Origin of the sequence: Sphingopyxis sp. Root1497 (genome assembly GCF_001427085.1) — a bacterium.
GTDB lineage: Bacteria > Pseudomonadota > Alphaproteobacteria > Sphingomonadales > Sphingomonadaceae > Sphingopyxis.
Genome location: NZ_LMGF01000005.1, coordinates 1,128,402 through 1,145,097, shown reverse-complemented (window position 1 = coordinate 1,145,097; position 16,696 = coordinate 1,128,402). Strand labels below are relative to the sequence as shown.

At 66.4% G+C, this 16,696-nt stretch carries 13 protein-coding genes; 9 read left to right on the top strand and 4 right to left on the bottom strand.

What is annotated here, in order from left to right; genetic code table 11:
• Positions 1–40: 40 nt before the first annotated feature.
• The 4 genes from ASD67_RS19885 (at position 41) to prfH (ending at position 4,349) form a co-directional block, all read left to right on the top strand.
• A complete protein-coding gene (locus ASD67_RS19885; protein ID WP_056350830.1) occupies positions 41–1,861 on the top strand; it encodes a DUF885 domain-containing protein in 1,821 nt (606 codons plus the stop codon).
• A gap of 279 nt (positions 1,862–2,140) precedes the next feature.
• Positions 2,141–2,629 carry a hypothetical protein gene (locus tag ASD67_RS19880; protein ID WP_056350828.1) on the top strand — a complete coding sequence of 163 codons (489 nt, stop codon included), beginning with the start codon at positions 2,141–2,143 and terminating at the stop codon, positions 2,627–2,629.
• The gene (locus ASD67_RS19875; protein ID WP_056350826.1) at positions 2,626–3,732 is read left to right on the top strand and encodes an RNA ligase RtcB family protein; all 1,107 of its coding nucleotides are present in this window, start codon (positions 2,626–2,628) and stop codon (positions 3,730–3,732) included. The genes ASD67_RS19880 and ASD67_RS19875 overlap by 4 nt, the downstream gene beginning before the upstream one ends.
• Positions 3,729–4,349: a peptide chain release factor H gene (gene prfH / locus ASD67_RS19870; protein WP_056350824.1), complete on the top strand. Its 621-nt coding sequence runs from the start codon at positions 3,729–3,731 to the stop codon at positions 4,347–4,349. The genes ASD67_RS19875 and prfH overlap by 4 nt, the downstream gene beginning before the upstream one ends.
• Here prfH and ASD67_RS19865 read toward each other — a convergent pair.
• A complete protein-coding gene (locus tag ASD67_RS19865; protein WP_056350823.1) occupies positions 4,339–5,673 on the bottom strand; it encodes an ATP-binding protein in 1,335 nt (444 codons plus the stop codon). The genes prfH and ASD67_RS19865 overlap by 11 nt on opposite strands.
• 2 nt (positions 5,674–5,675) lie before the next feature.
• Positions 5,676–6,389, bottom strand: coding sequence for a response regulator transcription factor (locus tag ASD67_RS19860; RefSeq protein ID WP_235535801.1), 714 nt, complete (start codon positions 6,387–6,389; stop codon positions 5,676–5,678).
• A gap of 170 nt (positions 6,390–6,559) precedes the next feature.
• Between ASD67_RS19860 and ASD67_RS19855 the strand changes: the two genes are divergently transcribed.
• On the top strand, positions 6,560–8,917 hold the full coding sequence (locus tag ASD67_RS19855; RefSeq protein WP_056350821.1) for a TonB-dependent receptor domain-containing protein: 2,358 nt from the start codon (positions 6,560–6,562) through the stop codon (positions 8,915–8,917).
• Between the two features lie 104 nt (positions 8,918–9,021).
• Positions 9,022–10,608, top strand: coding sequence for an MFS transporter (locus ASD67_RS19850; protein WP_056350819.1), 1,587 nt, complete (start codon positions 9,022–9,024; stop codon positions 10,606–10,608).
• Between the two features lie 7 nt (positions 10,609–10,615).
• Here ASD67_RS19850 and ASD67_RS19845 read toward each other — a convergent pair whose 3' ends face one another.
• Positions 10,616–11,896, bottom strand: coding sequence for an HD-GYP domain-containing protein (locus tag ASD67_RS19845; RefSeq protein WP_056350817.1), 1,281 nt, complete (start codon positions 11,894–11,896; stop codon positions 10,616–10,618).
• 251 nt (positions 11,897–12,147) lie between these two features.
• Between ASD67_RS19845 and ASD67_RS23360 the strand changes: the two genes are divergently transcribed.
• The 3 genes from ASD67_RS23360 to ASD67_RS19830 all read left to right on the top strand — a co-directional run bounded on the left by ASD67_RS23360 (position 12,148) and on the right by ASD67_RS19830 (position 15,215).
• Positions 12,148–12,885: a hypothetical protein gene (locus ASD67_RS23360; protein WP_056350814.1), complete on the top strand. Its 738-nt coding sequence runs from the start codon at positions 12,148–12,150 to the stop codon at positions 12,883–12,885.
• Positions 12,882–14,357 (top strand): AAA family ATPase, encoded by a 1,476-nt coding sequence (locus ASD67_RS19835; RefSeq protein ID WP_056350813.1) that lies wholly within the window; start codon positions 12,882–12,884, stop codon positions 14,355–14,357. Before ASD67_RS23360 ends, ASD67_RS19835 begins: the two co-directional genes overlap by 4 nt.
• 66 nt (positions 14,358–14,423) lie before the next feature.
• Positions 14,424–15,215 (top strand): hypothetical protein, encoded by a 792-nt coding sequence (locus tag ASD67_RS19830; protein WP_056350811.1) that lies wholly within the window; start codon positions 14,424–14,426, stop codon positions 15,213–15,215.
• Here the strand turns inward: ASD67_RS19830 and ASD67_RS19825 are convergent.
• Complete coding sequence (locus tag ASD67_RS19825) at positions 15,212–16,600, bottom strand: helix-turn-helix domain-containing protein (protein ID WP_056350809.1); 1,389 nt, start codon at positions 16,598–16,600, stop codon at positions 15,212–15,214. The two genes, ASD67_RS19830 and ASD67_RS19825, sit on opposite strands and share 4 nt — an antisense overlap.
• Between the last annotated feature and the right edge of the window lie 96 nt (positions 16,601–16,696).

Here is a 16,696-nt window from a genome sequence, read left to right as displayed (position 1 = left end):
TGTAGGGTTGAGGCAACACACCTAGTCCGGAGACCTCCCCATGCTCGACCGCCGCACGCTCCTTGCCACCCTCGCCGCGACCTCGGCGCTCGCCGGCACCCGCGCGCACGCGATGTTCGCCGAACCCGCCAGCGAGGGCGACAGGCTGACCGCGCTCTACGAACGCATCTACGACCGGCTGATCGACGAAAGCCCCGAATTCGCCGCCGCGCTCGGGCTCGACAAGGGCGACCGCGCGGCGCTCAAGGCCAAGCTCGACGACCGTTCACCCGCGGGGATCAAGAAGAACCACCAGCTCTATCGCGACGGCCTCGCCGACCTGAAAAAGATCGACGCATCAAAGCTTTCGGGCATGGACCTCGTCAATTACGAAACCTTCCGCGGCCCGTGGGAGGGCTATGTGAAGGCCTATGACACCTTCTCATACGGCCTCCACAGCTGGCCCGAACCGCATCCGGTGACGCAGTTGTCAGGCAGCTATCGCGCGGTCCCCGACTTCCTGATCAACCAGCACGCGATCGCCGACGCCGCCGATGCCGAAGCCTATCTGGCGCGCTGCGCCGACTTCGCGGTCCAGCTCGACAACGAGACCGGACGGCTCAAGACCGATCATGCGGGCGGCATCGTCCCGCCCGACTTCGTCATCGACCGCACGCTCGGCCAGTTCGACCGCATCTGGGCCCCCGCGCCCGCCGCCAACGGCCTTACGACCACTATCGCGGCGAAGACGAAGGACATTCCCGGCGACTGGGCGGCGCGCTGCGCCGCGCTGATCGAGGACAAGATCTATCCCGCGATGAAGCGCCAGGCGGCCGAGCTGCGGGCGGTGCGGCCCCGCGCGACCCACGACGCCGGCGTCTGGCGCCTGCCGCAGGGCGAGGACTATTATGCCTATGCGCTGCGCTTCGCGACGACGACGGGCATGTCGGCCGAGGAGGTGCACAAGCTCGGGCTCGACCGCGTCGCCGACCTGTCGGCGCAGGCCGACGCGATCTTCAAGGCGCAGGGCATGACCAAGGGCAGCGTCGCCGAACGGATGCGCGCGCTCGGCAAGGACCCGCGCTTCCTCTATCCCAACACCGACGAAGGCAAGGCGAAGCTGATCGCCGAGCTCAACAACCAGATGCAGGCGATGCAGGCGCGGCTGCCCGAAGCCTTCGGCCGCCTGCCCAAGGCGAAGGCCGAGATCCGCCGCGTCCCCGCCGATATCGAGGATGGCGCGACCGGCGGCTATTATCAGGTCCCCGCGCTCGACGGCTCGCGCCCCGGGGCCTATTATATCAACCTGCGCGATACCGCCGAAAACCCCAGCTGGACGCTGCCCACCCTCACCTATCACGAGGCCTCGCCCGGCCATCACCACCAGATCGCGCTCGCGCAGGAAGCGACCGGCATCCCGCGCCTCCGCCGGCTGCCCGCTTACTCGGTCTATACCGAGGGCTGGGGCCTCTATGCCGAACAGCTCGCCGACGAGATGGGGGTTTATGAAAACGACCCGTGGGGCCGGCTCGGATATCTGCAAAGTTACATGTTCCGCGCCGCGCGGCTCGTCGTCGACACCGGGCTCCACCATTATCGCTGGACCCGCGAGAAGGGCATCCAATATTATAACGAGACGCTCGGCACCCCCGAACCGTCGAACGTCACCGAGATCGAACGCTATTGCGTCTGGCCCGGTCAGGCGACGAGCTACATGGTCGGCCAGACCCAATGGGTGGCAATCCGCGAAAAGGCGAAGGCCGCGCTCGGCGCCAAATTCGACCTCCGCGCCTTCCACGACACCGCGCTGTCGGCGGGCGCGATGCCGATCGAGGTGCTCGCGGGACTGATCGAGCGCTGGACCGCGGCGCAGAAGGGGTAGCGCCCGACCTCGCGCCGCCTTGCAAAAAGCGGTCGGCGCAGCTACAGGCCGCGCCAGCCAAATCCCGGCCACAGTCTGAAACGGAAAGGAGAGATCATGCGAACCGCTGTTCACACACACCGCATCCTAACTTTCCACCGTCATCAGGATCCTGTGACATGGGCACTTTGCTTGCAGGCGGCTTCGCTCGCCTGACCCCTTCGCGCCGTACCGGCACGAGCCACTATTTCATTACCAAAGGCGCCGCATCGGCGGCCTCCCTCGCAGGGGAGCTTCGTCATGCGCGCTGATATGTTCAAGGTCATCGTCGAACGCCCGCGCCGGGGTTCGCGACATGTACCATCCGTCAAACTCAAGAGGAGCGATCCGGGCATCCATTTCATCGGCCACAAGCGCCAGGTCAAAACCGAGGCACGCTTCTACAAGGACCTCAATGAAAATCTTGGCCCGCTGATCCGCTTCCTGCGGAGCCGGCGCGGTCGCCGCTGGGACGATGTGTTCAGCGAAATCTGCGCCGGGCTCGACACCGGCAGCACGGTGAAGATGCACGTCCGCGCTCATCTCGACGATTTTGTCGCCTCGCGCATCTCGATCGGACGCGACGGCGAATGGATGACGGACGGGCAGGTCCTGGGCCGCAAGACGACCTGGGCCTGGCGCCACTGGCACTTCTTCGTCGATCCGACCGACGGCATCCTGCGCGACGCCGCCGAACTGGAACGCCGCCTGCCGCCCGCCAACCGCGCGGCGAAAGGCGGTGGACGATGAGCGATACCGCGATCCACATCGTCGGCGCCGACCCGCGCCTGTTCGACCCGGTCGCGCTCGACCAGCTCGAACGCACCGCCGCGCTGCCCGGCATCGCGCGGGTCGTCGGGCTTCCCGACCTCCACGCCGGACGCGGCATTGCGGTCGGCGCGGCCTATTGGTCACCGACGCATCTCTATCCGCACCTCGTCGGCGGCGACATCGGCTGCGGCATGGCGCTGTGGCAAACCGACGCAGCCTTGCGCAAATTCCGCCTCGATGCCGCCGAGCGCAAGCTCCACGGCCTCGACGGTCCGTGGGATGGCGATGCGGCGGCGATGCTCGCGGCTGCGGGCCTTCCCGCCGACCTCGCCGACGCCTCGCTCGGCACGATCGGTGGCGGCAATCATTTCGTCGAGTTGCAGCGAGTCGAGGAGGTGGTCGATGCCGACCGCTTCGCGGCGCTCGACCTTCACGCAGACCGCGTCTGGATGATGGTGCACAGCGGCTCGCGCGGGCTGGGTCAGGCAATCCTCGACGCCTGGACCGCGCGCGGCGCGCTGGCCGGCCTCGCCGCCGACAGCGACGATGGCCGCGCCTATCTGGCCGATCATGATCGCGCGATGGGCTGGGCGGTCGTCAACCGCGACGTGATCGCCGCGCGCTTTCTCGCGGCGCTCGGTCTCGGCGGGCGGCGGCTGCTCGACATCTGCCACAACAGCGTCACCCCGCTGGACGGCGGCTGGCTCCACCGCAAGGGCGCCGCTCCCGCCGATCGCGGGCTGGTCGCGATCCCCGGCTCGCGCGGCGACTTCAGCTATCTCGTCGAGCCGCTCGCCACGCGCGCGAACGAAGCGCTGCACTCGATCGCGCATGGCGCCGGGCGGAAATGGAGCCGCGGCGACGCCCGCGCGCGGCTGTCGAACCGCTTCAAGGTCGCCGATCTCGAACGCACCGCGCTCGGCAGCCGGGTGATCTGCGAGGACCGGCAGCTCATCTTCGAGGAAGCGCCGCAAGCCTATAAGGACGTCGCCCGCGTGATCGCCGACCTCGAACAGGCGGGCCTCGTCCGCGTCGTCGCGCGGCTCCGCCCGCTCATCAGCTACAAGGTGCGGCGCGTATGACCGAGATCATCCTCCACCTCTCGTCGGGAAGCGGCCCCGCCGAATGCCGCTGGGTCGTCGCCCGCATCGCCCGCGCCTTCATCCGCGAGGCACGGGGCAGCGATGTCGAATGCGAACCGCTGGAGGTGCCCGACGACGATCCGGCCTCGCTGCTGCTGCGCGTGTCGGGGTCCGGCGCCGAATCCTTTGTACAGCAACGGACGGGGACGATCCTGTGGACCGGGCAAAGCCCCTTCCGGCCAACGCACAAGCGCAAGAACTGGTTCGTCGGCGTCGCGCCCGTCGGGCTGGCCGATGAGACGGACGAAATCCGCGACGCCGACATCGACTATCAGGCGATGCGCGCCAGCGGTCCGGGCGGCCAGCATGTCAACAAGACCGACAGCGCGGTCCGCGCGACCCACCGCCCGACCGGTCTGGTCGCCGTATCGCAGGAGCAAAGGTCGCAGCACGCCAATCGCAAGGTCGCGCGGCTGAAGCTCGTACTGCTGCTCGCCGAACGGCGCGAAGCCGCTGCAGGCGATGCCCGGCGCGACGCATGGGACCGCAATCAGGGTCTCGAACGCGGCAATCCGGTGCGGACCTATGCCGGCCCCGATTTCCGCCTCAAACGGTGATGACGGGCGGGTTTTTCGGCAGCACCAGCCGCGTCGCCAGCCCGCCCAGCCCGCTTTCGCCGAGTTCGAGCGCACCGCCCATCGCCTGCGCCGCCTTCGCCGCCGACGCCAGCCCCAGCCCGGCGCCCCCGGCGTCGCGCGCCCGCGCATCGTCGAGGCGCCGGAACGGCAACAGCGCCTCGGCGCGCTGACCCGGCGCGATGCCCGGCCCGTCGTCCTCGACCGCCACGAAGAACCGGTCGGGCGCCGCCTCGGCGAGGATCAGCTCGATCCGCTCGCCGTGCCGCCGCGCATTGTCTATCAGGTTCGCGATGATCCGCTTGATCGCCAGCGGCCGCCCGATGACGAGCAGTTCGTCGGGGCCGCGATAGGCGATCGCGGCGCCCAGGTCGGCGGCGTTGTCGGCGGCGGTCGACACCAGCGCCGCGACGTCGATCAACCGCACCGCCTCGTCCTCGCCGCTGCGAACATAGGCGAGCGTCGATTCGATGAAATGCTCCATCTCGACGAGATCGGCGGCGATCGCGTCGCGTGCCTCGTCGTCATCGAGCAGCGAGGCGCGCAACCGAAGCCGCTGGATCGGGGTGCGCAAATCGTGCGACACCGCGACCAGCGCATGCGTATGGTCCTCCATCGCATCGAGCAGCCGGCGCTGCATCGCGGCAAAGGCGGTGGCGACGCGTCGCACCTCGGGCGGCCCCTCGACCGCCAGCACGCCGACGTGGCCCTGCCCCGTCGCGTCGGCGGCTTCGGCAAGGTTGCGCAAGGGGCACACCAGCGCATGCACCATGATCAGTGCCAGACCGAGCACCGTCGCGATCAGCAACAGGTGCATCGCGATCACCGCCCCCGGCGACGGCGGCGCCCCCAGATAGGGGCTGATGCGAAAGGTGATATAACTCTGGTCGGCGAGTTGCAGCGCCCCGATCAGGTCGCGCTCGCGCGCCGCTTCCGACGGGATCAGCGTCAGCCTGAGCTCGCGCCCCGCGAGGCCCGGCGCCGCGCGGACGAGCCGCGCGCGCATCGTACCGAGTTGCTCGAAGGACGCGCTGTAATCGGTGATGACGCTGCGCGGCACCCAGTTCAGCGACAGGCCCCTGGTGGCGAGGCGGTGCATCGCACGCTCGCGCCGGTCCACCGGATTCGCCAGCGCCGTTCGTTCGGCCTCGACCAGTTGCGCCGCGATCCGCTCGACCTGTTCGACCGGAAGCAGTTCGCGTTCCTGCCAGCGATGCAGCGCGACATTGCCGACGAACTCGAGCACGACGGCACAGGCGAGCACCAGCGCGATCCGCCACACCATACCCAGCGGACGGCGGCCCATGGTCAGGCGACGCTGACGTCGGCGGCGAACATGTAACCGACGCCGCGGATGGTGCGGATCAGAGGGCGCGTCTTGCGCCCGTCGCCCAGCTTGCGGCGCAGCCGGCTGATCAGCACGTCGATGCTGCGGTCGGTCGGGGTCGCGATCCGGCTGCGCGCCAGTTCGAGCAGCCGCTCGCGCCCGATCATCCGCTGCGGATAGCGCAGCAGCGCGAGCAGCAGTTCATGCTCGGCAGCGGTCAAGTCGACCTCGGCCCCCGACGGCGCGATCAGTTCGCGGCGGCGCCCATGATAGGACCAGCCGGCGAAATCGAAACGCTCGGGCGCCGGAATGTCGAGCGGGACATGCGTGTCCGCCGCGCGCCGCAACACCGCGCGCACCCGCGCCAGCACCTCGGGCCGCCCGAACGGCTTGGCGATATAATCGTCGGCGCCCAGGTCGAGCCCGGTGACCCGGTCGCTTTCCTGACCGCGCGCGCTGATCATGATGATCGGCACCCGGCTGCGGCCGCGGATCGTCCGGCACAGATCGAGCCCGCTCGCCCCCGGCAGCATGATGTCGAGCAGCACCAGGTCGACCTGCCGCTCGGCGAGCGCGGTTTCCAACTCGACGCCGTCGGCGGCGCCGGTGACGTCATAACCGCATTCGCGCAAGATCCGCGACAACAGCGTCCGCACCCCGGCATCGTCATCGACGACGACGATATGCTGCGGGATCGACGGCGCCTGTGGTGCCTGCGGGGTCCCAGGCCGGTCGATGATTGCCAATTGTGACAAAGTGTTGCTCCTGCGCCCGCCGGGCGTCTTCGCGATTGACCCAAGGCTCCGTCCGCACCAGTTCGCCCCCCGAATGTCAATGATAATCATTCGCATTATCGGGGGTAACCATGAACACGCCTTTCTTCTCTCCTTCGTCCAGCGCCAGCCTCGTCGCGATCGCCGCGCTTCTCGCCATGCCCGCCGCGGCGTTCGCCGAAGAGGGCGAAGCGCCGGGCGACGATATCGTCGTCACCGCCGCGGGCTATGAGCAGAAGATCACCGACGCGCCGGCCAGCATCACCGTGGTGACCGCGGACGAATTGCGGCAGCGCCCCTATATCACGCTGATCGACGCGGTCCGCGATATCGAGGGCGTCGACGTCGGCGAGACCTCCGACAAGACCGGCCAGCGCACGATCAGCATCCGCGGCATGGGGTCGGACTATACGCTGATCCTGATCGACGGCCGCCGCCAGAACAACCATGGCGACATCTATCCCAACAGCTTTGGCGGCAACCAGTTCAACCACACCCCGCCGCTCGACACGATTGAGCGGATCGAGGTCATCCGCGGCCCCGCCTCGACGCTCTACGGCGCCGACGCGCTCGGCGGCGTCATCAACATCATCACCAAGAAGGTGCTCGACCGCTGGACCGGCTCGGCAACCTTCGGGCGCAGCATCCAGGAAGACACCGACTTCGGCGACGACATGACCTTCGACGCCGCGCTCAGCGGCCCGATCGTCCCCGGCATCATCGGGATGAAATTGCGCGGTTCCTATTACAAGCGCTACCCGTCGGAACCCGATTTCGCGCCCGTCGTCGACCCCGCCGGCGTGTCGCACGTCCGCGGCCTCGGCTTCGGTGGCGGCGGCAAGACGGTGGCGAACACCAACCGCGCCTATGGCGGCTCGCTGACCTTCACCCCCTCGCCCGACCACAGCTTCATCTTCGACATCGACTATTCGAAACAGGTCTATGACAACACGCCGATCGTCGATCCCGACACCGGGGTGATCACCTATCCGCTCGGCACCCTCGACGGCATCGAGAGCATCTGGCGCGCCACCGGCGGCGTGGTCCAGCCGCGCGTCGGCTATACCCAGGAACAGGTGTTCGACCGCCTGTCATGGGCCGGCACCTATAATGGCGACTTCGGTTTCGCGCGCGCCTTCCTGTCGTTCGCCTATATCGAGACGAACAACAAGGGCCGCACCATGCCCTTCTCGGTCGCCGAACGGCTGCTGTTGCAGCAGATGTTCAGCGGCACCGGCCCTTATGCGGGCATGCCGACCGCCGAACGCCGTGCGCTCGCCGAACGCACCTTCCTGCCGCGCCCGATCCGCACCCTCGAAAGCGCGCAATATACCGTCGACGGCCGCATCGACATCCCGCTCGAAAATCTCGCCGGGCGGCATAATTTCGTGATCGGCGGCCAATATATCGACGGCACGCTCGACGACGGCGTCTTCGGGCTCGAGGCCGCGGTCGGCGGGGTCGAAGCGGTGCAGGATCATCGCATTTGGTCGCTGTTCGCCGAGGACAACTGGACCCCGTTCGAAGGCTTCAGCATCACCGGCGGCGTCCGCTACGACAATCACAATCTGTTCGGCGGCCGCTTCAGCCCGCGCCTCTACGCCAATTACACGATCAGCCCGACGCTGACGGTCAAGGGCGGGGTGAGCACCGGCTACAAGACCCCCAAGACCACCGACCTTTACGACGGCATCCGCGGTTTCGGCGGCCAGGGCACCAGCCCCTTCATCGGCAACCCCGACCTCAAGCCCGAAACCAGCGTCAACAGCGAGATCGCCCTCTACTGGAACCCGTCGGCGGCGAGCGGCATCAACGTCACGCTGTTCCACAACAAGTTCAAGGACAAGATCGACACGACGATCGTCGAGCCGTGCGCGCTCACCAACTTCGTGCGCCCCTGCGCCAATCTCGGCGATTATTGGGAAGTGCTCGGGCTTGGCCGGACGATCAGCATTCCGTTCAACGTCGACAAGGCGCGAATCAAGGGCGCCGAGGTCGCGGGCCGCTACGAAATCTTTACCGGCCTCTCGATCCGCGCCAATTACACCTACACCGACAGCAAGCAGCAGACCGGGGCATCGGCGGGCCAGCCGCTGACCCAGTCGGCCAAGCATATGGCCAATGCGACACTCGACTGGCAGCCGCTCGACGGCCTGTCGGCACAGCTGTCGACCGAGCATCGCTCGCGCCGCTATCGCGGCGTCGCGACCAACGGCGATCATCTCTATTACAGCAGCTACACCGTGCTGAACTTCGGCGCGCAATATCGCCTGAACGATCATCTGACGATCAGCGGCCGGGTCAACAACCTGCTCGACCGCGACTTCCGCGCCTATGACGTCGATTTCGGCGATCCGGTCGGCGGCGCCTACACCCCGACCTACATCGATCATTATAACAACAAGGACAAGGCGCGCAGCTATTGGGTCAGCGTCAACGCGCGCTTCTGACCCGTCCGCTGCCGCGGCGAAGGCCGATTGCCACGCCGGCGAAAGCCGATTGCCGACACCGCGCTCGTGTGAAATGAAGTCCCTTCGGGAGAGGGAGCCCTTCATTGAGCGAAACCATCAGCACGACCGGCGGCGACCGGCGCCTCTGGGCCTTTGTCCTCGGCGTCGTCGCCGTCACCATCGGCGTCCTTCTCCACCTGCCGATGTTCTGGATGGGCCGCGACATGGGGTTCCGCATGGTCGGCATGCCGATGGACAGCGGCATGATCGCGGGCATGTACCTGATCGTCGCCGGGATCGCCGTCGCCGCTTTTGGCCTGCTGCCGCGTAACCTGTCGCAACAAATGGCGGCGTCGAGCCAGATCGCGGTCTCGGCGCCCGAGGACGCGCCGCTGTCGTGGGCGCATTGGCGGCTGATGGGGGTGCTCGTGATCGCGCTCGTCATCGACATCATGAAACCCGCCAGCCTCGGCTTCACCATTCCCGGCATGATCGACGAATATGGCGTGCCGCGCGCGACGGTGTCGCTGGTGCCGTTCGTCGCGCTGGTCGGCACCGTGCTCGGCTCGTTCGTCTGGGGCTGGGTCGCCGACATCTATGGCCGCAAGGCGTCGATCTTGCTGTCGGCGGTGATGTTCGTCGGCACCTCGATCTGCGGCGCGATGCCCTCGCTCGCGTGGAATATCGGCATGTGTTTCATGATGGGCGCCGCGGCGGGCGGCATGCTGCCCGTCACCTATGCGCTGCTCGCCGAAATGATGCCGAGCCGTCACCGCGGCTGGAGCCTCGTCCTCGTCGGCGGATTGGGCGCGGTCGGCGGCTATGCCGCGGCCAGCCTGATCGCCGCCTGGCTCGAACCGATCTACAGCTGGCGCATCCTGTGGCTCGCCAACCTGCCGAGCGGGTTGATGCTCGTGGTTCTCGGCACCTTCATCCCCGAATCGGCGAAATTCCTGATGGCGCGCGGCCGCCGCGCCGAGGCGCAAAAGGTGATGACGCAATTCGGGTCGACGATGCACCGTATCGTCCCCGACGAGCCCGCCGCGCCGCGCGGGCCGACCTCGGCCCCGATCGGGCGCGCCTTTGTCGGCAAGCTCGCGGCGCTCAGCCTCACCGCGATCGGCTGGGGCCTCGTCAATTTCGGACTGCTGCTCTGGCTCCCCGTCGAACTGATCGCGCGCGGCTACAGCATGGAGGTGTCGAGCAGGCTGCTCGCCGCCTCGGCGCTGATCGCGCTGCCGACCGTCTTCCTCGTCGCGTGGATCTACAGCGCGTGGAGCGCGAAGAAATCGCTGCTCGCCGCGATCGCCGTCACCCTGCTCGGCCTCGCCGGCGTGCTCTGGCTCGCACTCAGCGACCATGCGTCGCCGGTGCTTCCCGTCGCGCTGCTGATCATCGGCAGCAACGGCATCATCGCGATGCTGCTGCCCTATGCCGCCGAAAGCTTCCCGCTCCGCATCCGCGGCCGCACCACGGGCTGGGTCGCGGCGTGCAGCAAGGCGGGCGGCGTGCTGGCGCAGGCGCTCGCGATCCTCGCGATCGTGCCCACCCTCGCCGCCAGCGCGCTGATGATCGCGGTGCCGATGGCGCTGTCGTTCCTGCTGGTCTGGCGCTTCGGCCGCGAGACGCGCGGCGCCGACCTGCGCGACCTCGACCCCGAGGGGCATGTCTTCGACAAATCGGGGTTTTAGCCGCGCCTCACGACAGGATCGCGCCGGCGACGCGGTGGCGCAACACATCCCAATCGTCGAACCGCCAGAACCCGGGGCTGTCGCGCCCGACGACATGCGGCGCGCGCGCCGATGGCGCAAAGCTGCGATCGGCGGGTTCGATCTCGGTCAGCGTGTCGCAATCGAAGAAGACCCGCACGACCATCGCCTCGCCGCTCGCGCCGCCGCTGCCCATGACGATGCCGAGGTGCCCGTCGGACACCCGCACCAGCGTGCCGACCGGCCAGATGCCCAGGCTGTCGGCGAAACGATCGAGCAGGTCCGGGTCGAAATGCCCGGTCCAGCCCCGCATCGCGGTCAGCGCCTCGCACGGCGTCCACGCCGCCTTGTACGGCCGGTCCGACGTCACCGCGTCGTAAACGTCGCAGATCGCCCCCATCCGCGCGTGGAGCGACAGCGCGTCGCCGCCCAGCCGGTCGGGATAGCCGGTGCCGTCGATCTTCTCATGATGGTGCAGCGCGACCTCCAGTGCCGCCGCCGGGATATCCGCCGACTGCGCCAGCAGCGCGTGTCCGGCGACCGGATGATGCTCGACCATCGCGCGCTCGCGGGCGTCGAGCGAGCCGGGCTTGAGCAGCACAGCGTCCGAAATCGCGACCTTGCCGACGTCGTGGAGCAGCCCCGCGACCCCCAGTTGCTGCACCTCCTCCTCGTCGAGTTTCAGGTGGCGCGCAAAATTGATCATCAGCGCGCAGACCGCGACCGAGTGGAGATAGGTATATTCGTCCTTCTGCTTGAGCCGCACCAACCCGAGCAGCGCGCGCGAATGGCGCTCGATCGAATCGCCGATCGATCGCGCCAGCGGCGCCAGCTTCGCGACCTCGACCGCGCGCCCCAGCCGCGCGCTCTCGAACATGTCGACGACCGCCTGCTTCGACTTGCCGATCACCCGCTCGGCGCGCTTGCGCTCCTGCGCATGGCTCACGGGCCGCGCCTGGCGCATCCGCTGCGACGCCGCCGCGATCGCCCGCGCCGCCGGCCAGACGCTGCGCCGCTCGGGACCGAGCAGCGGAATGTCACGCACGCGCCGCTCGGGAAGCGCGGCATCGGGCGTGCCGTCCGCCGCCATGCGGCTCCGGCTGCGATCGATCACCAGCGCATCGACCCCCGACGCCCGGATCCGCTCGAGCTGTTCGGCGGTCTCGACCAGAAACCGGCTGCGCCAGAACGGGTGATCGATCCACCGCCCTTCAAAGGCGTGGACGAACATCCCGATCTGGACTTCCCCCGGATTGACGCGAAACAACATGCGGTCCCTGGTCCTTGATGCGAGCGACCGAAGGCCGCCTACGGCATTTACGACGAACAAAACGCTGATTTAAAATCATTTCGTCGCAAATATCGTCAACGACTTGCCAGAAACGCGCCAGACGCGACCATCGGCGTCCGCGAAGCCCATGCGCCTTTATCTGGCGCCCGATTGCGCGGTGACAAATATTGGCGCTTTGCGGGTGGAATTTCCAAGCTACAACTGGGTAAAACAGCTGTGAGGGGGCAAGAATGGCTGCGGAATTTCCGAATCACAAGCTCAGCATGACACGACTTTCGTGGGCCTGCCTTGTGTTTTTTGTGGTCTATGTCGGCATCCATTTCATCCTCAACGTAACGGCGCAAGGCACAGCCCCGCCGCCATCCTTCCGCGCTCTTCTGGAACAATATGCTTCGATCATCTTCAGCAAGAAGATGATGGTCAATCTTGCCGGTCCCATTACCATCAGCATATGCTCTTCCCTTCTGCTCTTTTCTTTCGGGACCTTTCTGATCCACGGGATCGAGCATATCTCCGTTTCCGAACCAAGCGCGTTCATCCGGGCTTTCATGATTTTCATTTACGGGCAGGTCGCGGTCCAGATAACCGGTCATATGGAGATATATATTCTGAACAGCAGCAGCGATCTGTCGGGAATACCTTGGTATGGCTATCTGGCGGTCGCGACTTCCTACCCGATCGCCTTTTTCTTTCTCTTTCTTCTGGAAAATTACTCGGCGCGCGTATTCGGTGCGCTGAAGCACCAGCTTCCCGCTTCCGAACTGCCCCACGCATCCAACGCTCAGCGTTTCGCATTGATCACGATGATCTCCATCGCGGTGCTGGTCCTCAAGCCGCTGGTGTTGTTCGCCGGCGGCACGGAATCGAAATTCGGCGTTACCCTCATCACGCTGATCGGGGAGTTGGTACTCGCCGTTTACGTCGTCCGCCGGGCCGCGGCACAATCCCATCGGAAGGCTGCAGCATGAAAATCATGTCCTTGACGCCCCAGTCGGGGCCGTTCGAAACCCAAAGCTTTACCTTTTGCCCCGGGATCAACGTCATTCGGGGACAAAATGGTATCGGCAAGACCATGATCCTCGAATATGCGTCTCTGCTCGGCCATTTGGCGGCGCTTGAGATCAAGCCTCCGCTCGACGCCGGAGACCTGTTGATGCAGGTCAAGCTGTCCGCAAAGGATGTTGAGTTTCTCGACGGGCTCGATCGACTGAAGGATCGGGGCGAGGCCGCTTCGGCCTTCCACGACGCGCTGGCTTCGATTTCGACGAACCTGCCCGGCCTCAAGCTGGCATGGAAGGCGATCAAGGACGGCAAGGCATCGACCGGCCCGTTCGACATCCGTTTCACCTTTTCGAACCGCGAGCACGGTGTGCTCAAGGAAATGTTGGCGGACGAAGTCAGGCTGAATGCTGGCATATCGCTTTCGGGCGATGCGAACCAATTGCTCGTCCTGCGTGCCCTCAACCTCTGGTCGCGGCCACGCGCGCACGACAAGGGTTATCTGCCGACGCCGCGCTTCATTCAGGACAATGGTCGAACGCCGGATTTGGCAAGTCCGGCGACATCCTTTTACGTCAATACCGACATGTACGACTTCGGAATCGGCCTCGACATCCGCGAAAGCCCCAAGGACCTGAAGAAGAACATGACCGAGGTGTTTCTCGAACGCCTCCAACTCGTTCAATGCGAACCATCAAAAATCTCTATCAAACGGCGAGTTGCCGCGGCCTACACGATCAACGAGGGACGGCCGTTGCTGTGCGATATGGCGCTGAAGTCGGAATATGATACGACGGGAGAGGTCAAACGGATCGGCGCCTGGTCACGGGTGTTTCGCGATCCTAATGGCATTGCCGGGTCGGAGCGCGAAGATCAGGGGGGCCGGGGATATAAGTCCGGGAAGGTGTTTCGCCGTTCGGACACGGCCGCCAGCGGCGGCGACATCGATCATGATTTCCGTTGGGCTTTCCATATCGGCGACAGGCAGGATGTTGCCGAATTCGTCAGTTCGGGAGAAAATCAGGCACTCTTCATCCTGTCGGTTCTTCATGGCCTCGCCAAGCAGGGTTCCTGCATGATCTTCGACGAACCCGAACTGCACCTGACCTTCGGTGCCGGCACCTCGCTGATGGACGAAATATTCGATCATGCGAACCGGGCGCAAGCGCAAGCGATCATCGTGACCCACCTTCCCCATCTCCACCGCGATCGCGTCGAAGATGGACTGGAAACCGGCTTCGATGACGAAGCAGCCTTCGATTATGACAAGGTGCACATGATCTTCCTCCGCCGGGGCGGCGATCTGATCATTCACGCGGGCCTTGACGCTGTGAACGAAGCGGCGCGCTCCTCCCATTATGATGTGATGCGACTGGTCAGCGGACTGAGGCTCCGCGAACCGGTGCCCACACTTCCAAAATCGCTCAAGGATTGGCGTTAGGATCATGGCGGTGCTCGCGCTACGCCGCCTCTCCATCCCGGCGGCGAAGGAGGATGGAACCAGACCTTGAACGAGATCGCGCCGGCTTTCTCCTATCTGATGGCATCCGGCCTGCTCGGTGCAGGCATTGCGGTCGATGTCGCGATGGCGACGCTTGCCATGGGGCGCTGGCTGATCGATCGCGACAATGCGCGCTATTGGGTGCGCGCGGTGACGGCGACCCACATCGTCTTTCCCATGATCGGCTACTATGGCTTCGCATGGGCCTATCACGATCTCCCGGCGGTCCGCGCGGTCCTGGGGGTATTGGCACTGCTCCTGGTGGCATGGTTTCTCTTCGGGCAGTTCCGGTCGTGGATAAACGCGGACGATGCGGCGGCGGCCGATCGGACGATCAGCTTTGTCGCCATACTCGCCGTATCCTGGGACGCGCTGTGGTCGGGGCCTGCCAAATCCGCACAAGCCATCGCCTGGTCGACGGAAGCGATCCTCTTCTCTTTCGTCATCGCGGGCGCCGTCGTCGGCGCTGTCGCGGTCGCGGCGACGCGCTTTGCCGCGCATCTCTATCCCAGCCTGGTCGACGAGGCGGCACGGAAGCGACAAGCGCGCCGGGACTTCGTCGCGCTGTGGATCGAATTTTCGGTCATCGCCTATTTCGGCGTGCTCGCCTTCGCCCGTTATGTCGCGCTCTGGCCGATAACATGGCCGATATTGCTCGCGATCGTCGCTGCGGCGAGCTTGCTTTTGTTCCTGCCCTTTCGCGACAGGATTATCAGCGTCCGAAGTCTGATCTACGAGCGCCCCTTCGACGAGGATCCGGGGAGGCGGCCTGTTGGTCAGCCGGGCATTCCCCTCTAATCCCCCGCGAAATCAAACGCCGACACCCCCCGCTCGCCATCCCTGAACCGCAGCGGGCGCCCCAGCGGCGGCATCGAGCGTTGCACGCAGCCGGTGCGCGTGCAGCGGCGGCACCCGAGACCGATCGGCGTCGCCCGCCCGCGCATCAGGTCGATGCCGCGCGCCGCGATCAACGGCGCCGCGACCTTCGCATCGACCCCGACGCACACCGCGAAGCGCGCCGGCGTCCCGCTCCCGCTCGCCCCCGGCGCCGCGACCGAACGGCTTTGGGTGAACCAGCGGCTGCCATCCTCGAGTTCGACCAGATCGGCGATCACTTCGCCCGGCCGCGCGAAGGCCTCATGCACCCCCCACAAGGGGCAGCGCGCGTCGCCGTCGACCAGCGGCGACTGGCTCGCCCCGGCATAGCGCTTGCTCCCCTGCCCCGCGCGGTCGATGCGCAGCATGAAGAAGGGCAGCCCGCGCGCGCCGACGCGCTGCAAGGTCGTCAGCCGGTGCGCGACCTGCTCATAGCCCGCGCCGAAACGCCGCTGGAGCAGCAGCAGCTCGTATCCCGTCGCATCGCACGCGCGTAAAAACCGGCCGTACGGCATCATCAGCGCCGCCGCGAAATAATGCACCAGATGCCGCTCGAACAGTCGCGCCGCCGCGGGCTCGGCGAACTCCGCTCCCGCGACCAGCCCAGCGATCTCGCCCTTCGCCTCGACCTGCGCCAGCGTCGCCGCCGCCTGAAAGGTCCGAGACGCCGGGCGCAGCAGCTCGCTCAGCATCAATTGCCGCGCGTGCCAGTCGAGCCAGCGCAGCCGGTCGGGCATCACGTCGCTCGGCAGGATGCGGATGCCAAGCTGGTGCCGCGTGCGCAGCCGTTCCGATATCGTGCCATAGAGGTCGCCGCCCGCCAGCCGCAGCTCGTCGGCCAGTTCCTCGGCCTTCGCATCGAGGTCGGCGAAATGGTTGCGCCATTTCTCGATCGCGCGCCGCACCGCGCCGACCTCGGGCGCCTCCTCTTGCGCCTCGCCGCGCGGCTCGGGCGCCGCATCGAACAGCCGCGCAAAGGCCGCCGCCGTCGCCGGCGCCGCCTGTAACCATTCCTCGACCTCCTGCGCCGCAATCCCCAGGTCGGCGAACCGCGGATCGGACAGCCGCCGCCGCAGCCCCGCCAGCCCGCCGGGCACCTCCTCGCCGCCCAGCTTCGCCGCGTCGAAATCGAAACGCTCGGCCAGCCGCACGATCACGGTCGCGCTCAGCGGCCGCTGCCCATGCTCGATCAGGTTGAGATAGCTCGGCGAGATGTCGAGCGCCTCGGCCATCGCCGCCTGCGTCATCCCCGCGTCGCGCCGCGCCCGCCGCACCGCCGCCCCTGCAAATACCCGCCGCTCGGCCATGAATGTAACTTTCTTTACTGATTTACACGCATACTACCACCAAACCGCCATATTTCACAAAACTTATTGACAAAGCTTTTCACTTTTGGCGCCCGT